This is a genomic window from Pseudomonas sp. R76 (assembly GCF_009834565.1).
GTDB lineage: Bacteria > Pseudomonadota > Gammaproteobacteria > Pseudomonadales > Pseudomonadaceae > Aquipseudomonas.
This window is the reverse complement of sequence record NZ_CP019428.1, coordinates 6,546,491-6,563,579: the sequence shown is the minus strand read 5'-3', so window position 1 is coordinate 6,563,579 and position 17,089 is coordinate 6,546,491. Positions and strand designations below refer to the sequence as shown.

Here is a 17,089-nt window from a genome sequence, read left to right as displayed (position 1 = left end):
GTGGCGGAGTTTGCCCTTGAGGTATTGAGATCTTACGCATGCGTCAGTTACTTCCCTGCTTCAACAACCTGGCAAGTTCAGCAAGCTCACCCTTACGTTCATTGCGAACTAAATCCTTCACGATCCCTTCGGCCATGGCCTCTTGATCAGCCAACTCTTCGGGCGTCAAAAATTTATTAATGGGTTGCGACTTGGCCTCGTACATCTTCTGCACAAATAGTTGGTACATAGGGTCCCTGTATTCACGCGAGAAGCCAAGTTCTTCTAGGTATCGGCGCAAGCGCACCAACTCATCTGCTTCGGCGCTGGTCAAACCTTGGCTGGCCTTCTTGGCTAGCAGATCATTACGCCGTTGTAGATCGTCAAGCGTTTGCTGATCCAACGTCGAAGGAAGGCCAAATAGCTCGCTCTTTAACAATCCCGCCACGCCCATTCCTTGCGGATGCTCGTACGGTCTTTGCACCATCGTCTGATTTCCCTGTCGACTAAGGATGAGTACCTGCTCGCGACGTAAGCCCCCAACCATCATTGGGTCGTGCGTAGTGATGAGGATCTGCGAGTTCCCCCGGATCTGCCTGTCTTCATCACTCCCCAGAACGCCTTCAATGTCGTCGAAGTAACGAAGTTTCCAGATTGGATTTAGGTGTGTATCGGGTTCGTCGAGCAAAAATAGGCAATGGTCTTCGCGTGTGATGCGCATCAGGCCTAGCACGGTGAGCATCTGCAACTCGCCCTCGGAAAGCTGAGTAAAACTTACCTTGCCTCCGTGTTCATCGCTCCTCTTGACCGTAATGCGTACTTCGTCGATCAAATCTCCAATGTAGGCGCCCTCAGAATAGCGGAAGAAGTTGTCGGTACCTCCCATCAGATCTCCCAGTTGCTGGAGTTTGGCGTTACTAGGTACGAACAAGTAAAGCTGGTTTTGCCTCTCGGTGCGGCCGCGAAAATCAATTTGCTTGGATACCTCCTGTTCGATGGGCGCCCAGGAGACTTGCCAAAGCTTATCAAGAAACTCATTCACCACATTTCCGCGGGCGAACCAAAAGCGCGGGTCGCCCTCGTTTATATCGCTCTCGTCAAACTTTCCACTCCGGCGCTTCTCGCGTAGACGATACGGTTCCTTTAGGACGAATAGGGCCGACTCGAGGGCTTCGATGTGCAGGTTCTTAAGAACCTTTTTGAACACTGGATCATCGGACAGCAAGCAAGCCAGCAGCACGAGCTGGCTGTGACCGCCCCGACAGTAAAACAGCCGGCGCAGGCGATCATCACCTAGCTGTCTCAGGCGAGACTCGCGTCGGCGTTTGGCCTCCTCCACAGCGCGGATGTCCGCTTCGCTGGCAGTAAAGTTCTCCAGCAGTTGCTCAGGTATAACCTCTTCAGTTGTGATTTCTTGCAGTTGGTTGAAGCGGCGCTGATGCTCCTGAAACAAGCCCTCTATGCGTTCGTTACGGCCAGAGTAATAGGCAAAAATGTGCGTTGGCAGTAGTCGCGGGCCTCGCCGCTCATCGCGTGGTGATTTTTCAGGGGGGTCGTTCTGGTTAAGATAATTCTGGTTTACACGGTCACCATCTACCCATACATAGGGGCGCTTCTGTTTGGCGGTATCCGCTTGAATCCGAACGATATGGTCCCGAATCTGATATTCAAGCGTGTAGTCGAATGCTGCATCCCTATCAAGATCGACATCACGGAAGATAGTAATTAGCGCTTCGATTAGATTGGACTTGCCAGTGCCGTTCTGTCCGATTAGAGCATGACTGCGAATCGGCTGTGGGACTGCATCGGCTGCTACGCCGGGCATAAGCGACAGATGCGTCGCAAATTCTATCGCCACACCACGCAAATTACGGAACTGCGGAATGTTTAAGTATAGGAGTTGCAACTCAAACGTCCTCTTTGAGTTTCATTTTGGCGACCTGTGCGCCATTTGGGTACTTCTTTGTGCTCTCAGGAGCACTCTCATCGAGCACGTAACTGGGGTCGTCAATCCAGCCGTAAGCTACCTCGATCTTTAGCTGAGCATAGAAGGCGTCAATTTCACCGCCGAAGCGGTGCCATAAGTCGAGGGCGGACATCTCACCGTTGTCGCGCGCTAACAGGGTCGCGAGTGGGGCTTGCGCATTAGTGTCTGGATCAGTGCCCAGACGTAGCGGTGCGATAAGTTCGGTTTGCGGAGCTTTCACAGCGACATCCTTTTCTTGATCGATAGCGATACCAGTAAACGCCGCAACGGTAGAATTGGCTAGCAGGGCAGATAACTCCTGCTTCCGCTGCAACTGACTCCGCCACTCAACGCATTTGGCTTCCAGCACGGAAAGCACAGCGAGCACGCGTTCCTGCTCGTCCAGAGGAGGAACAGGAAGTGGAAAGCTGCGAAGCTGCGTCATGTTGATTGATGCGAGGTTGGTCGTCTGCTTAGAGGCACTAGCAAAGTAATCACGCCCAACGCCTGAGTTAAAAACTAGCTCAGCCCATTCGTTTTTGAGCAGCGAGCTTGGGATACGCGCTTTGAAGACATGATTTTGGTGTATGCAGTTCTCTATCTCTCCACGCCAAATCGAGGTGCGCCCAACCTTGTCCCAATCGCCTCCTTCAGTAATAAGAAGGTCTCCCTCATTAACCACGTACTTAGGTAACTCGTCCGCTGATATCTCAATCGACTTTAAATCATCAAGCTTTACGTAACCGCGTTGAACATTGGCCACCGCCAAATACTGGCAGACAATAGTTGCGCGGCCACGAAGGTTCCGTCCCTTCGTCACGCCACCAATCACTATCGCAACTTCGTCGAACGGAACGATGCCCCAGTGCTCTGGATAAGCAACTTCGCTTGCAGCCATGCCGACTAACTTCTGTTTGCGCATCAAGCCTTCGTCGATACATTGCCGTCGCAGCTTTTCACAATCTAGCTTGATGCGATTCAAGTCTGGTCGTGTCGTTGAGGCGTCAGTAAGCAGGCCACGAACAGCCAAATTTTTCAACTCTGCGATGACGGCGTCGACGTCCTTCGACTCGCTAATCGCGCATCCGAAGCTCATCTCGAGCCGCTTCCAGCTATCTTGTAGATCGTGAGGGCTCTGTGCATTGGCGATGGCTTGTAACATAGACTGACGCAAGGCGTTTTGCAGATAGCGTCGGTGTTGCTGCTGCTTTTCTAGGTGGTCGCACAAAGTCATTAGTTCGTCGACTTTGGCGACAATTCGATTTTGCTCGCCGGTTGGCGGCAGTGGAAATGCGCGCGTAGCAAAGTAGTCAGTGGGAACGCGTTTCTGGCCTGCCGTTCCCGTCATGTTTTTCTTACCTTCTACGGTAAAGAGAGGGGATCGTAGAAATAGGTAAACATAGCTGGGCAGGATGCCCGCATGAATTGGTCGGTATACCTGCAGCTCCGTCGTGCCAGCGCCAATACCTAACTCCCCTGGCAAGCTGGTTATCACAGCAGCCTTGCCGTTTTCGAAGCACGGGGTGATCTTGGCCAATACCACATCGCCGTTGGCGAAGTGTGTGTAGCCTTTCTTGATATCTCCCCACCGTTTTTTTTGTGCAACGACAGAGTCCTTATGCAACAGAGGTACCCCGCTCATTGGAACAAATGCTACTAGCTGATCATCTGCCGCTTCATTGCGGGGATTGATCTCGCCTATGTCGAGTAGTCTCGACCAGCGCCAAGTGGATGGCAGCACAAACAGGTGGGGAGGCTGAATAGGCTCGCCTTCCAGCTTTAGCATCCGCTTGTACTTCTTCTCGCCTACCAAGCGTTTTCGTTCTCGCTCAATGTTAGCAAGTAACGTAGATGCGTCTTCCGGTGCAGAGCCGCGCGGTGTAAGCGAGCCGGTGACCGCCAACTGGTAAATCATTTGCCGAAGCAGAGCCACGCCTCCCGGTGCGTTTGCGATATGGCCAAACTCGGTCAGAAACTGCTGCGCATCCATCAGGAATCCTTACTGACGAAATTATGCGCCAAGGCTGCAGCCAGTTCGCTTTTCAGCTGGTTCTCAGTTTCTTCGATCTGCCCGAGGAGGATCTTGTATTTGTCGAGTAACACGTCAGGATCATGGTTTTCTTCCTCCGGCGCGTTGGGATTTTTTAGATCCAAGTTGTAAATCGCCCAATAAAGGCGATCGCCGGTAGCTTGGGCATCGCGCGCTTGCAGGCGTTGTTCATCGGCTTTATTACGCAGGGTTTCGGCCTCATCTTCAGCCATTTTGCGCTGCGCCGCGTTGCGAGCACCCTTGATGGAGTCTCGTAGATCGCGCACACGGTTTTCTAGCTTGGCGGCCTCAAGGTTCTGGGCTTTCGCGCGACTCCAATGCGGTTTGGCGGCTACCCTGGCCTTATCACGCTTAGCTTTGAAGTCGACTTTCCAGGCGAACTCATTCTCTACACGGTCGGCAAAGTCGTTGGTCTCACTGCCCCACCATGCAATCTCCGACTGAAACTCTTCGAAGCGAATAGGCTTGGTCTTGCTGTAGCTCTTGTGGCCCGACGGGTAGGGATGCTCGTAATACCAGATAGTGTCAGTGTGAAAGTGCTCTGTTTCTTCGTCGACCGACGCTCCCTTGGTGAAGAAGAGCAGATTGGTTTTGATGGTGGTGTAAGGAGCGAAGACGCCCTTAGGCAAGCGAACGATGGTGTGCAATTTACAGTCACGAAGCAGTAGTTCCTTAAGCGTGTCTTTTATACCCGTTCCGAACAGGAACCCATCGGGAAGTACCACAGCCGCTCGGCCACGCTCCTTTAGCAGCTTCTTAATAATGAGCGCCATGAACATGTCGGCTGTCTCACGGGTGCGTAGTTCGGGCGGGTAGCTGGTGCCCACTCCGTCGTCCTCATAGCCGCCGAAAGGAGGGTTGGTGATTACACAGTCCACCTCGTCTTCAGCGCTCCACTTATCCCAGAGTATACCTAGGGTGTTTCTGTGCTCGATCTGACTGGGTACGTCGATGCCATGCAACAGCATGTTGGTAGTGCAGAGAAGATGCGGTAGCTGCTTTTTTTCAAAGCCTCGAATTGCTGCTTCGATAGCAGTCTGCTCTTTGGCTCCGGACTTGGAGGTGCGCTGATGGCGCAGATGGTCAATGGTCGCGGTGAGGAAGCCTCCCGTACCGCAGGCGGGATCAAGTACCACTTCTTCGCCTTTCAAACTCGGATTGACACGATCCACCATGAACCGGGTAATAGCACGTGGGGTGTAGAACTCACCTGCGTTGCCTGCGCCCCTCAGGTCGTTAAGCAGGTGCTCATAAACATCTCCGAGTTGGGCTCGCAACTTGAAATCGTCGAAGTGGATGGCTTCTTCAAGCTTTTCGATCACCGCAAGCAGTTGAGCGCCCGATTTCATGTAGTTGTTGGCATCGTCAAAGATGCTGCGGATCACCTTGTGGTGAGCGCTGACGCTAGCGTCGAGATTCTTGAGCGTAGGGAACAGATCGCTATTGACGAAGCTGATAATCTCGCTAGCCGTTTTCTGCGACACCTTCCTGCCATCCACCCCAGGTTTGAAAGCTGCCCAGTTGCGCCAACGAAGATGCGAGGGGATGGGAGATTGATATTTGGGATTGTCATTTACCCACTCGTCTTCACGCTGGTCGAAGACTTTGAGGAAGAGCATCCAGGTAAGCTGGCCCAGACGCTGAGCGTCGCCATCGACACCATCGTCCTTACGCATAATGTCCTGGATGGACTTGATGGTACTGCTCAGATTCATTACATGTTCTCTTTCTGCTCAGCCTAGCGATAATCGAGGCTTGCTTTGGCTCTTAGGTGTCGCATAGAGCCCTTCTTAAGGACCTGCATAGCTTGCTTATATTGCGTTCGCCGCTGCCAAGGATGGAGCAACGGATTTGGATTTTGCTGTCGAACCGGTCGAACGGCGAACCTTGATAGATCTCTGCTACCCGCGGTTGGAAATCTTGGCAAGCTGCCTTTAGAGGTAGTCGTCGCTTGGCTCATCCAACACAGTCTGCTTGCGCGTCACGCTGCTTCACCTACGCAGCAAATTGGCCGCCTGTCAGTATGATATCTCATAGATGCTTTGGGCGCCGGGGCCGTAGGGGAGCGATTTCAGTTCGCCGATGCCCGGTGGCGGCATGTGGCGCTGTTTAGTGATCGGCCTTCGCGTTCTTAGCCCAAAACGCGAAGCGGTCTGTTGCGTAGTGAGCTACCGAGGTCCTTTTACAGTTGGGTTCTGCGCCAATGCTCGGGGGCGGCGCAACACCTTTTGGCCGTGGCTGATAGGGTCATCCTGGACTAGGTGCTTCAGGGCGGTAAGCATAGGAAGCTCAACGTTTTGGGACGACATATCAAGCCAGACGCAGGTGTCGAGCATTACTAAAGGCATTGAAGCCCCCTTTCAGTTTTCCGATTGCTAGACTTGGCCGTAGCCATCACCGGATAATGGCCTATCAACATACAGGAGCGTAAAATGTCTCGTCTCGCAGAATTCCGTCAGCTTGAAAAACACTTGTCTGAGCAACTGGCAGCTCTTGAGGCTATGAAAAGCGACGAAGGCCTGAAGAAAGAGGTCGAGTTCGAAACCAAACTCCGCGCACTACTCGCTGAGTACGGCTACAGCCTGCGCAATGTGATCGCTATCCTTGATCCTCAGGCATCCTCACGCGCTCCTACAGCAGCCGCTCCAAAGGCTGTGCGCAAGGCACGTGACGTCAAGATCTACAAAAATCCGAATTCCGGTGAGCTGATCGAAACCAAGGGCGGTAACCATCGCCAGCTGAAAGAATGGAAAAACGAGTTCGGCGCTGACGTTGTTGAGTCCTGGCGCACTCAGTAAGACCGTTTGAGTACAAACAATCAGGGTCCTGCGGGGCCCTTTTTCATGAGATATGGATATGTTCAGTTTTCTGAAGGACGGGTTTGAACGGAGGCTATTTGGCTGGGCGATCGTTGACTTTTGATCGCGACCGCCAATCACATCCGAGATAAGCGAACGGTGAACACGCCTACCTCACGCTTAGGTGGGCATCCGCTTAATCACGCAAGATGTGTTCGGCGGACGCTTACCCTGACGGTTGCGGGTCGCTATGAGTAGTGATCCATGATCTGGATTTAGGGGAGCCTTGGAGCGCCTTTACCACCTGCTCATTCCGCCTAATCCTTCTAAGAATCGCTGAAGGTAGCTCTCACTGGCGTAGGCGAAGCCGGCAGCAAGCAAGGGCGCGTTGAACTCTGGCGTAGAGTATTCCTGAACAAAGCGCGAGATTGTCTCCGAGTGCCACGACAGACGGCCCATCGCGATGTTTCGAAATTGACTCTGCTGGATTCGATTATTGAGCTCTTCTTCATTGACGCCGTTCGCTTGAGCGAAGAACAACAGGTTCAGAAATTCGAAACGCTCGTACAGCAGCTCGGGATCCTGCACTCCGGCGAACGAGGGTGCCCATTTACAGGTAATGAGGCTGGCCAGGCGATTGGATAGCGGTGTACGGGCGTTGCTCTGATCCTCTAAGGTTTTCCAGTGCGCCAGCAGTCCGTTGCCGGCCTCTAAATAGAACGGTGACAACTCATAACCAATCAATCCTGGTTGCTCACGGCGGTTAATGACGGTTGAACTGAGCAGGCTATATAGAACGTCAAGGCGATTTGCACGGATCAGACCCAGTGAATAGCCAAGAACGACCAACGCAGCTGGGTAGTTCTTCAGGGCGAGCCAGTGGGTATAGCCAGCCTGCTCCCTATGAGCTTCGGCATATAGCCCTTTAACGGCATCCAGTACAAGACTCAGCTCATCACCTGTGCCCCATCGACCTAGCACTGAAGCAAGGCGTGCGATTGGTTCTACGATAGCCTCGTACTCAGGAACCCAATCACTGAACGCCTGGGTTCTCACGTCACCCTGTCCTGCAAATAGAGGTGCAAAATCAGCAATACTCTGTCGAGTTTGAGCCGTGACCAGGTCGTCGAGCTGGATCCTGTGTTCAGGTCGGTCCATGAAGCGTTTTGCCATGGCGATCATCAGCTCGACGCTCGCCGGATTGGGCTGGCGGGATTTTTGAATGGTCTCAAGCTTCAGGTTAAGGGCATCGAAGAACGTATCCGCATCAGTCCCACTAACCACCGAAGCGCGGCGTCGTGCGACCAACTCTTGGGCGCGCTCAGACACACCTCCTCGGGCGAGCCAGTAGGTTGGGTAGCGTCGGGAAGGGGCGCGTAGAAACGCCGCCCTCAGGGCGTGGTCCCATTCTCCTGACCAGCCGGCGACGATCAACCCGAACTCATCGATTATGCGGTCGAGCAGAGTATTGAATTCAGTGGGGTAGTCGCCCAGTTCAACATCCGTATTTAGAATCCGGGCGTCCTTGTAATCGCCATGGATTTTGAGGATGAAGCACTGGGAATGGGTGAGCGGTTCTGCTCCAGCCAGGGTGTCGACCGAACTCACGATAGTGGGCTCGATGCCGGCATCACGCAGTGCGTTTTCCATCAGCCTGTCGAAGTTGGTGGTCACGATGACCCGCACGTGTCCAGCACGCACCATTTCTGCGATAGCTCGATGAGCCCTGGTGGGTACTTTTAAACCGTCCTCCAGCTCTTGGGCTGTAGGCTCCAGGAAGCTCTGCACAATGGCTCTGCGTGCCCGCTAAGGTCTCCAGCAGCGTGGAATAGTTAGGCTGCTCTCCAGTCTGACCTAGATACCAAGCATACCAATCCTCTTGCTCGCCGACACCTGAGGCAATACCGGCACGTTTGACTAGCTCCATGGTGATCTCCCAGCCGGTCGGAATACCGGCGGCGCGGGATACTCCTGAGCCTAGGAGTAACGCGTAGACTCCTTTGTTCTCATATACAGAGAATGCAAGCTGGGTAGTGGGATCATTGGCGATCATGGGCATAGAGTCTTCCTTGTATTCGGGAGGCGCAACGTATGTCACGAAGTCGCCAGCTCCGTTCTCGGTGGGGGCATTCTAGCCAAAGGCCATCACTTGTGCAGTGATCGTACCTCTCGAATTCGAATAAGCGTCCGGGCATCCCTTCTTGCGCAACTAAGCGGGTTGCTACCGATGCGGCAACAACTCCCCAATTCCACTCAGCCATAGAGCGTGGGCCAAATGGTTCAATCTCTAAAATTTATCTGGGAGTGTGATGACATCGAGATAAAAACCACAGTAGTTCGGCGTTCGCTTAAAGCCTATAGCTATCGCTTCTTCGTGTTTGGCCTTACCCATGACGATTTCAATACCGCTCCAACTGACTTCAACCACCGGATCTTTCAGCATGGGCTCATGAGCAATCGAAATGCGGTGAGCCAATTCAAGCGTGCGTTTTTTTTCGTCGAATTTTGCCAACACATAATGCACGCGATCAGGCTTTACCGGCTCTTTCGAGTAAAGGGCCTTTTCGGGGTACACGCGAACAATGACCATCTCCAGTTCCTCACCCCGAACTTGCTTGTACGCCATCTTCGAGAGGCGCTGCATGTAGATGGCCTTAAGGTGCTTGAAATCTTCAGCATCCCTGTGAGCTTCAAAACCCATCTTTGACCAGAACTCCACTGAGCTTCGCGGCTCACACTGGACAATGAGCACTGCGTTGTTTTTGGCATCTTCCTGACGAATGGCGTGCTCCACCAGAGCCCGTCCGATTCCGCACCGCTGACAATCGCTCTTCGTCTGCAAGATAGTGTCGAGAGAAATGCCGCGCGTGAGAAAACCAACTGGTCCTTCAGAGTCAACAAAGACTGTCATCAGCTTTTGGGCGCAAGCATCCTGGATCATGCCCCAGTTTTTGATGAAGCCATATCCATTACGCACCTCATACTTGAGCCATTTTTGGATGTAAGGCAGATCTGATGGTAAAGCGGTACGAATACTTTTCCGTTTCACGTCGACTTTTCCTCGAACAGTTCGTCAGTTGTAGTCCTGGTCTACCGGCACTCCATCTATAGTCAGTGTCAGAAATACAGGCCAGCTGGAACGGTTCTTGATATCCCATACATAGAATTGCCTGCCAGTGGCGCCCATGATCTGCGAGTTATCCTCGACCTGATGTCGCGCCTGCTCGTCCGGCGCGCATACCTTGACGGCGTACCGCGGCCGGCCAGTATCCAGGTCATCCGGGCCGGCCTGTTGGCGAAACCTAGAACAAGGAGGTAAGGTGACTTTGTTCTCGTACTTGTCACTGCTAATGGCCCTTTCCTTCTACGTTCGGCACGTCGCGCTAGGGCGCGATGCATGTATTCAATTGCTGCTCAAGCTTAGAAACGGCCCAATTCGGCAACCGGCTGAACTAGGTTTTTCTAGATTTTTAGCCCATGAGCGTAATGCAAGTACTGCACAAGGGCCACCTGTAACAGCTGCGATAAATTCAGCACTTTTGGCCTGACTGATATCGTAGGTATCTAGGAGTTGAAGATAACGTGCACGGTTGTCTACGCCTCCCTCGCTAAATCAATAATAAGCAATTGCGCCTATTTTTACACTTAACTTGCCCTAGTATTTTAGACCGAGACTTGGTGTGCATCTATGCAAACTTACTCTTCACAGTTCGCGTTCGTGTGGCGAATGTCGGCTTATCAAGCCAGTCGCGGTGCTCTTCATCACCTATCAGCGCCGACCAGTCTTTCTTTAGGTTGTCACGAGTTGCGTGCTATTGCTCCCGCTGCGGATCTAGATCTGGCGCTCTACTCATTACGCAAATCGCCTCCTAAGCTGATTCCAGTTCGTCTGCACGAGACTGCTCAATTTTTTAATGAGTATTTTCCGTGGCTAGGTTCTCGTGCTGCGAAAGCAATAACTCGTCAAGTCCTCTAGGTGTTTTGGATGCTTGCCAGCCTTTTTCCGGAGATATGGATCAGTAATAACTGAATTGGTCACATTACTTTATAGATCAATTCGGTCTAAGAACGGATTGAGGATATGCCGCCGGAAATCGATATGACCGTAGTTTTGGGCAGTTGGGATTTAAGCTCAGTGATCTCCCTGTAGAGTTCGAGTATTAGCAAGTCTGCACTTAAAAGAGCACTGGCAGCGATGTCGCGCTGAAGTTTAAGCGCGCTGATAATCTGTTTATTAGTGCGGCGCTTGGCCTTGGATTGCGACAGATTTTGTCTGCTAGGTGTTCTGGGTTTTGAGTTCTCCCTAATCCATTCTTTTATCTCGGCGACCAACAGTGGAAATCTACTCTTTTTTAGGGCGCTAGGGTCAAGCCCTGCTTCTCTTGCAATATTATTTTGGGATACTAGACTATCCCGTGATATTATAATTGGCTTTAGTTCTTTAAGTCGCTGAAAGGCTTCACGAAATCGCTGTTCAGTAGACATATCAATTTGCCTCAATGATAGAAATTGCATTCTGTGCAGCTTTTATCTGTGCGCTGAGTGCGGTGTAATAAGGGCTGCCACTCGGGGTAGTTTCGAGCAGAAGTTCTGTCTCTGCCTTTAATTGTTTGACTTGGATCAGCTTGGTTTTGTCTATAAGCAGATCGGTGCAGGCTCCTTTTCCATGCCCACCGACGCAATATACAATGTTATCAATTCCGCCTTTGGTGCAGTGTTCTTTATTCAGGCAGACCCCTAACAGCACTTCCCTAAATCCAACCTTCCCGGTTTTCGCTGCCTCTAACAGCTTTTTGAAATTGCCCTGATTGATTGGTGCTAGCAGCATGTCTTGTCGCTTCTGTCCGTATGGGGATGCGAACCTATTGCCAACCAACTGTGCTAATTTAACTGCCCGAGTTTCATACGCAGCTTTGATATACTCAGTTCTTCCGTCTTCGTTGAAAATAAGTTTTGAGCAGCCTTGTGCGTAATACAGAGATTGGATCCTGGATTGATGTTTTAATGCATATTGTAGAGATGAATCTGAAACCAGCCCGGACGCCTGCATATTCACTGCGCCGGTTCTTCTGAGTTGATGCCAAGCAAACGGCCAGCGCTTTCCAACTTGATATTTTGTGCCGTCTAATGAAGGAGTGATCAATCTCGCGATCGAGATATCCTCAACCGAGATCGAGACTTGATTGCTATCGAAGAGTCGATCGTTGAGGTCTATGACAGATGCATAGCTAGTATAATGAGATATACTCGGAAGACCTTTACCTAGACTGATGCCCCATGGTTCATATGGTCGCGAGATCAAATATAGAGTATCCGCAGCATCATGTTTCACATCTAAATACGGGCAAACCTTGGCAGCGTTTTCGCGAAGCTCGGCGACATGAACCATCATCCGGACCGATGGCTCTACCGAGGGAGAAGTGATCCACCTCGAATCAGAATCGAGGTAAAGCTTTGTGGTTTCTCCTGTAATCGTCCAAAAGTCCCCGAAGTCTGGATCGTTCTCTTTGGTCAAGCAGTCGCTACGCAGATTCCAAGCCTCATCAATTCTCATTGCTGTAAAATTTAATATGTAAGCAATGCCAACGCGGCTTGCCATCCCGAGATACCGGTTTAGCGAGTTTAGGCCTTTGCCAGGCCCCATGAGGCTGAGGCCAGGCCCATACAGCCATTTTTGTAATGTTTTCTCAACTCCGTGCTTACGCGCTAAGTCTTCAAATCTAACTCCGTCCCGATTGTAATCGAAAGGGGTGGAGCGTCGTCCACGCTCACTTATTGGAGCATATGCACGCTCCCAACTACCAAAATAATTGAGGTAAAGATTAAGACACTCTAGATAAAGGTCTTTTATTCCTGTCTTGACCTCATGATAGTCCATTACGAACTCATTCAGCCTTGTTACTTGATATTTCCATATGCGGGGCGGAATATAAGGTGTCTGTTTCGTATCTGGTATCACTATGGATGCATAAAGTTTTTGGATGCTCATCGGGTTTAATATATAAAAACCGATACTTGCGCTGTTCTCGTAAATCATGTGCAGGAGGGGCAGTACTTTTTTTAAGTATGATCCTGGTTTGAATTGTAGCTTTTCAATCATATGAGGATATTTATAAAGCTCCTTCGCGTCAATCTTGGCACGACTACAGTCTTTGAACACCTGAAATAAAAAACTGGCGTTCGCCTTGATGCTATCGACCGATATGGGTGTGATTGATCGCCATAACCACCAGGCAAGAATTGTTTTTAGGTTCATAGTATTGACTTCATCAATGAACGCAGGATGTGTATCATTATTTCGGAAGTATATATTGACATCCCTGCCGCGGACGCTGGTGAATTTCCATTTGCTATCACCGAAATAGGAAACGGCCTTTCCCGTTTGATCTATAGTTATCGGGAAATTATCCAGCGGTGGCCATTGGTTTATGTTTTCTTCTACCGGTAACTGAACGCTGCCCAATATTAAATTAAATTTCAATGATATATTCATTCTGCGGTCATTTCCTGCAATCTTATAAAGCCACTCCATTTCGGATGGTAGTCTCCGTCAGATATTTTGCGGAGGGCTGTTTCGTTCCATACTTGTGCTTTGGTAGAAAGGCTTTGGATATACTCAAGCTTTTGATTAATGCGTTTTATCGTGAGCAATGCTGGATTAGGAATAGCATCTTTTTGAATGCTTGCCTTACTTAGCTCAATGGATTTTAGATATTTAAAAGTGACCAGTGACCAGATGTGGTCCTCAGTGTCAAGGTCGCGGTGCTGTTCACAAAAAAGACACCCACTTGGGGTGAGGCAGTCCGCTTCAGGGATATGAGGCGCGCCGATATCTTCAGGCACTGGGCGAGCGGATACGCAACCGCCAGGACCCGTTGCAGCCAAGATGTGATCATGTGCCGCGTGAAATCGACTTATCTCAATTTGGGCGACCTGATGATTAGGACGGTGGTAGTTTTTGTAAAAGGTAGCAACGGAATGCTGTGATAGCTTAGCCGTGAGGTCTGGATTTTGTGTCTCGCGTAACAGAAAGTTGCTTCTTGCATTGCGTAGCTCCCTTGGAGGAATAAATTTTAGGTCTAGCTGATTACAACGTTTGCGTAGGGCGGCGAAGGACGGAACCATGTGGTCCGCTCTTCCGCGTACGTTAAGGAATGGGAATAAAAAGCGGGATGGCCGATCCGAAAAGATCGCGTCACGCCATGTTAAATAGTTCGAGAAATGAGTTTTATATTCACTGTATACCGTTGCTGTAAACAGAGATTGTGAACGTTCTTTGTAGCCCTGAAATTCATAGCCATCAATTAAACTAATGAATTTATATTTTGTGCGTTCGAGATTATACATCTGCGCGACGTTCATGCCTGTTTGGGCTGAGAAAATAAATAGCTCTGCTTCTATTCTCAGGTTGATCAGTGCATGTCTGGTGCGGAATGATTTATCTGCTACATACGATGCTCTCGTGGCCTCGGTCGCGCGTTTACGATGAGATGGCTGCGTCGGATCATTAAGTCTTTTGACGTTTTCTGCAGGTCTTAATCTGGACCATTCGATAAGTTTTTTTCCATCAGCTAATTGTATGATAACCGGTAGATTACCCCATATGGCTTGTTCGGAAAGTCCTTCAGTTATGTGGCATAAAAATGCTCCAAATCTGTAAGTCTCCTCAAGATTCTGCTTGTCGCCATTTTTTGATCCGGAAGGTTTTCGCTCACGTCGAGGCCGCTGAATGCCTATTTTGTAACTTAGGCCTGAGTTTAAACCCAATACTGAGTCGAATATTGAACATAGTGCCGATGCAATGCCTCGTATATTAGACTTTCTATGAGGAGAGGATAAAATTATATTTCGCTGCAATGCGGCCCATTTAAGAAAACAATGCTCCAGCGATTCCAGGCTGAGTATCATGTTTAAGCTATCACACCATGACACGAAGTTTCTGATTTGAAGTATTGTTCGCTTGGCTGAGATTAGGCTCCTTCCTGATATCACATTGGTATTGAGTGTCTCGTGGATAAGTTCCACTAGACTTAAACGCTCAGCGCGAATTTCACCGAAGGTTCCTTTTCGGATCTCTTCGAGCACCTCACGGACATTGTGCTTTGCGGCACCTTTATAAAGTATAGGCAAGAGGTTCAACGGTGTTTCTCTGTGCCCATACTTTATCGACGGGAAGGTAAAAGTATTTGTTAGCGCCTCATGCTGGGTCGGCATAATAGCGTCCTAGGAAGCGTTTGGTGAACTTGTTGTTAATATCGGAGATTAAGGGGTGTTGCTTGATGAATTTTATATATTTCATCGTCGTTGCTTCGTCTTTGTGTAGAAGGTTTCGTCTAACCATTTCTATCGCACCAGCTGGATCGATCGAGAGAGCAAACGTTGCATATTCGGTGGCGTAGGTCGCACGAGATTGATGGAACTTAAAATCGATGAGTGCGTTTAACCCTAGTCGTTTGCCAATCTTTCTTAACTCGCACATCGCCGTGTTTATTGCGCCGGATGTATTTCTATCCGCCCTTGTGTACCTGTTCCCCGCTTTAGTTAGGAAAAGAACATCTTGGTCTTGATGTTGCGCGCGAGCAGATCGCAATAGCCGTTCTTCGCTCAAAGAGTATGTCCTTAGCTGCTGGACCAGTGATTTTGGTATTTCAATTCGCCCAGTCTTCCCATACTTGGTAGCGACAGAAGGGTCGGCAGCTGGGCCGATGGCGATAGTGCTAATTCCGTCTTGCAGCGGGTGATCAATAGCTCGTGCTATTGTCTGAGTTTTAATATCACCAATACTTTGTATACGCATACCAGTGTGAAAGCCCAGAAGCAGCATGTAGTAGATTTCTAATGGAGCGTTATCTCGGGCGCAGTTAAGAATCTTTTCTCTGTCTTCTGTCGAAACAGGCCACAGTCCATCCTCAAGATCAATATTTTTGCTGCTTCTTAGGGGTATTGCTAAATCTGTAGTCATTACATCTTTAGACTTAGCGAAACCATAGCGGTCAGTGAATTGAATACTGATCCGGCGCTCTCGCCATAGAGGAGTTCTTAATGTTACGAGGTTGTTTTGGACGATCCAGGAGTAGAATTGTCTAATAACTCTGATCCGAGATGAGACTGTCGAGGCGGAATAGGAGCCCTCCTGCCGAGCAAGAATCAACGCACCTCTAAATTTGTTAATGCAACGCTCATCTTTTCGTCCATGGACTTGCATCCATGAAACTTTAGACGCTTCGAGCCATTTGGCATAGTGGAGTAATGCTGCAGCCTTCGAATGTACTGTTTTTATATCAGTTGCTTTGTTAGCCGCTAGTTCACCAAGCCACGCATTCGCTTCGCGCCACGAGTTTCCGTCACTCCAGAATATTTGTGGAAGTTGAGCGATCATGCCGTATTCAGATCGGACCCACACCGCAGTATCGGCTTTTTCCAATCGTGCTGGCGTGTACATCAATGTCTCTAGAAAGGCCACGGTAGTTTGCCCTGAAAAAGTGGAATACGAACACAAGCTGGCTTAAAAGTACATGGTAGTACAATGCTCTCATTTCCTTTCGCCGATCACTGCGTGTCGCCGTGACACAGCTGGACTACGTCATCGGGCGTGTATTTCAACACGCAAACGTAAGTGATGGTCCTAGCTATAGATAATAGATTATCGGTAGAAATTCTTTAGATCGGTATCCTGCTCCATATGGCTCAGCGAGGGTGGCGCCTGGCTTAACATTTTAAATTGCAGTTGTTTTATTGTTTCTATCGGTTTGGTCTGAAAACCTTAGTTTGCGTATTTAAACGTATCCGGCCTATCGCTACGCGCCGTTATTCTTTCCATACCAACAGTGGCGTTCCTGAAGTGACGGTTTCATATTTGCCAGTTCTTATTTGTACTGCGTCCCGACGCTCAAAAACTCATTGAGCAATATCAACGTCCATAGGTGCTACTTATGTGTGCGTTGGCCATACCTATAACTAATCTGTACCCGCCATCCTTGGGCAGGTCGGCGGGCGCGAGGTTGAGGGTGATACGGCGTGCCGGGTATTGCAGCGCAGAGTTGAGGATGGCGCTGCGCACGCGGTCCTTGCTTTCCTTGACGGCGGTTTCCGGCAGGCCCACCAATGTCAGGGACGGCAGACCATTGGCCATATGCACTTCAACAGTGACGGCAGGGGCTTCGACGCCAATTTGGGCGCGGCTGTGGACGATGGCGAGAGACATGCTCGCTCCTTGAAAGAGAGGCCGCTTCCTGCGGGTCTTCAAAGGATAGTATTAGAATTTTGAAGGGCTAACTTAATTTGCAAACGGAAATG

Annotated in this window: 11 protein-coding genes; 1 reads left to right on the top strand and 10 read right to left on the bottom strand. The window is 50.1% G+C overall.

The genetic code is table 11. The features are described from left to right. Positions 1–43: 43 nt before the first annotated feature. From PspR76_RS29835 to PspR76_RS29825, 3 genes are read right to left on the bottom strand one after another with little or no spacing between them, the layout of a single operon-like run. Entirely contained in the window at positions 44–1,885 is a 1,842-nt protein-coding gene (locus PspR76_RS29835) for an AAA family ATPase (RefSeq protein ID WP_159960948.1), read from the bottom strand. Between the two features lies 1 nt (position 1,886). Then, positions 1,887–3,935, bottom strand: coding sequence for a restriction endonuclease subunit S (locus PspR76_RS29830; RefSeq protein ID WP_159960946.1), 2,049 nt, complete (start codon positions 3,933–3,935; stop codon positions 1,887–1,889). Then, complete coding sequence (locus PspR76_RS29825; protein WP_159960944.1) at positions 3,935–5,710, bottom strand: class I SAM-dependent DNA methyltransferase; 1,776 nt, start codon at positions 5,708–5,710, stop codon at positions 3,935–3,937. Before PspR76_RS29825 ends, PspR76_RS29830 begins: the two co-directional genes overlap by 1 nt. Before the next feature lie 717 nt (positions 5,711–6,427). Here PspR76_RS29825 and PspR76_RS29820 point away from each other — a divergent pair. After that, positions 6,428–6,793, top strand: a complete 366-nt coding sequence (locus PspR76_RS29820; protein WP_159960942.1) for a histone-like nucleoid-structuring protein, MvaT/MvaU family — start codon at positions 6,428–6,430, stop codon at positions 6,791–6,793. A 297-nt stretch (positions 6,794–7,090) separates the two neighbouring features. On the opposite strand, the gene PspR76_RS29815 is transcribed toward PspR76_RS29820, so the two are convergent. From PspR76_RS29815 to PspR76_RS29785, 7 genes are all read right to left on the bottom strand, one after another. Further along, positions 7,091–8,581, bottom strand: a complete 1,491-nt coding sequence (locus tag PspR76_RS29815; RefSeq protein WP_237235706.1) for an SIR2 family protein — start codon at positions 8,579–8,581, stop codon at positions 7,091–7,093. Positions 8,582–9,080: 499 nt separating this feature from the next. Next, positions 9,081–9,842, bottom strand: a complete 762-nt coding sequence (locus PspR76_RS29810) for a GNAT family N-acetyltransferase (protein WP_159960940.1) — start codon at positions 9,840–9,842, stop codon at positions 9,081–9,083. 1,013 nt (positions 9,843–10,855) lie between these two features. Further along, on the bottom strand, positions 10,856–11,278 hold the full coding sequence (locus tag PspR76_RS29805) for a hypothetical protein (RefSeq protein WP_159960938.1): 423 nt from the start codon (positions 11,276–11,278) through the stop codon (positions 10,856–10,858). Position 11,279: 1 nt separating this feature from the next. Then, complete coding sequence (locus PspR76_RS29800) at positions 11,280–13,286, bottom strand: hypothetical protein (RefSeq protein WP_159960936.1); 2,007 nt, start codon at positions 13,284–13,286, stop codon at positions 11,280–11,282. Next, complete coding sequence (locus PspR76_RS29795; RefSeq protein ID WP_159960934.1) at positions 13,283–15,007, bottom strand: hypothetical protein; 1,725 nt, start codon at positions 15,005–15,007, stop codon at positions 13,283–13,285. The genes PspR76_RS29800 and PspR76_RS29795 overlap by 4 nt, the downstream gene beginning before the upstream one ends. Beyond that, positions 14,991–16,235 (bottom strand): tyrosine-type recombinase/integrase, encoded by a 1,245-nt coding sequence (locus PspR76_RS29790; protein WP_159960932.1) that lies wholly within the window; start codon positions 16,233–16,235, stop codon positions 14,991–14,993. Before PspR76_RS29790 ends, PspR76_RS29795 begins: the two co-directional genes overlap by 17 nt. A gap of 468 nt (positions 16,236–16,703) precedes the next feature. Next, on the bottom strand, positions 16,704–16,997 hold the full coding sequence (locus PspR76_RS29785) for a magnesium chelatase domain-containing protein (RefSeq protein ID WP_257792545.1): 294 nt from the start codon (positions 16,995–16,997) through the stop codon (positions 16,704–16,706). Positions 16,998–17,089 lie beyond the last annotated feature (92 nt).

Coding starts and splice junctions, on each gene's coding strand:
- PspR76_RS29830 (WP_159960946.1), bottom strand. CDS start 3,935: ATGGATGCGCAGCAGTTTCTGACCGAGTTTGGCCATATCGCAAACGCA.
- PspR76_RS29825 (WP_159960944.1), bottom strand. CDS start 5,710: ATGAATCTGAGCAGTACCATCAAGTCCATCCAGGACATTATGCGTAAG.
- PspR76_RS29820 (WP_159960942.1), top strand. CDS start 6,428: ATGTCTCGTCTCGCAGAATTCCGTCAGCTTGAAAAACACTTGTCTGAG.
- PspR76_RS29805 (WP_159960938.1), bottom strand. CDS start 11,278: ATGTCTACTGAACAGCGATTTCGTGAAGCCTTTCAGCGACTTAAAGAA.
- PspR76_RS29800 (WP_159960936.1), bottom strand. CDS start 13,286: ATGAATATATCATTGAAATTTAATTTAATATTGGGCAGCGTTCAGTTA.
- PspR76_RS29795 (WP_159960934.1), bottom strand. CDS start 15,007: ATGCCGACCCAGCATGAGGCGCTAACAAATACTTTTACCTTCCCGTCG.
- PspR76_RS29790 (WP_159960932.1), bottom strand. CDS start 16,235: ATGTACACGCCAGCACGATTGGAAAAAGCCGATACTGCGGTGTGGGTC.
- PspR76_RS29785 (WP_257792545.1), bottom strand. CDS start 16,997: ATGTCTCTCGCCATCGTCCACAGCCGCGCCCAAATTGGCGTCGAAGCC.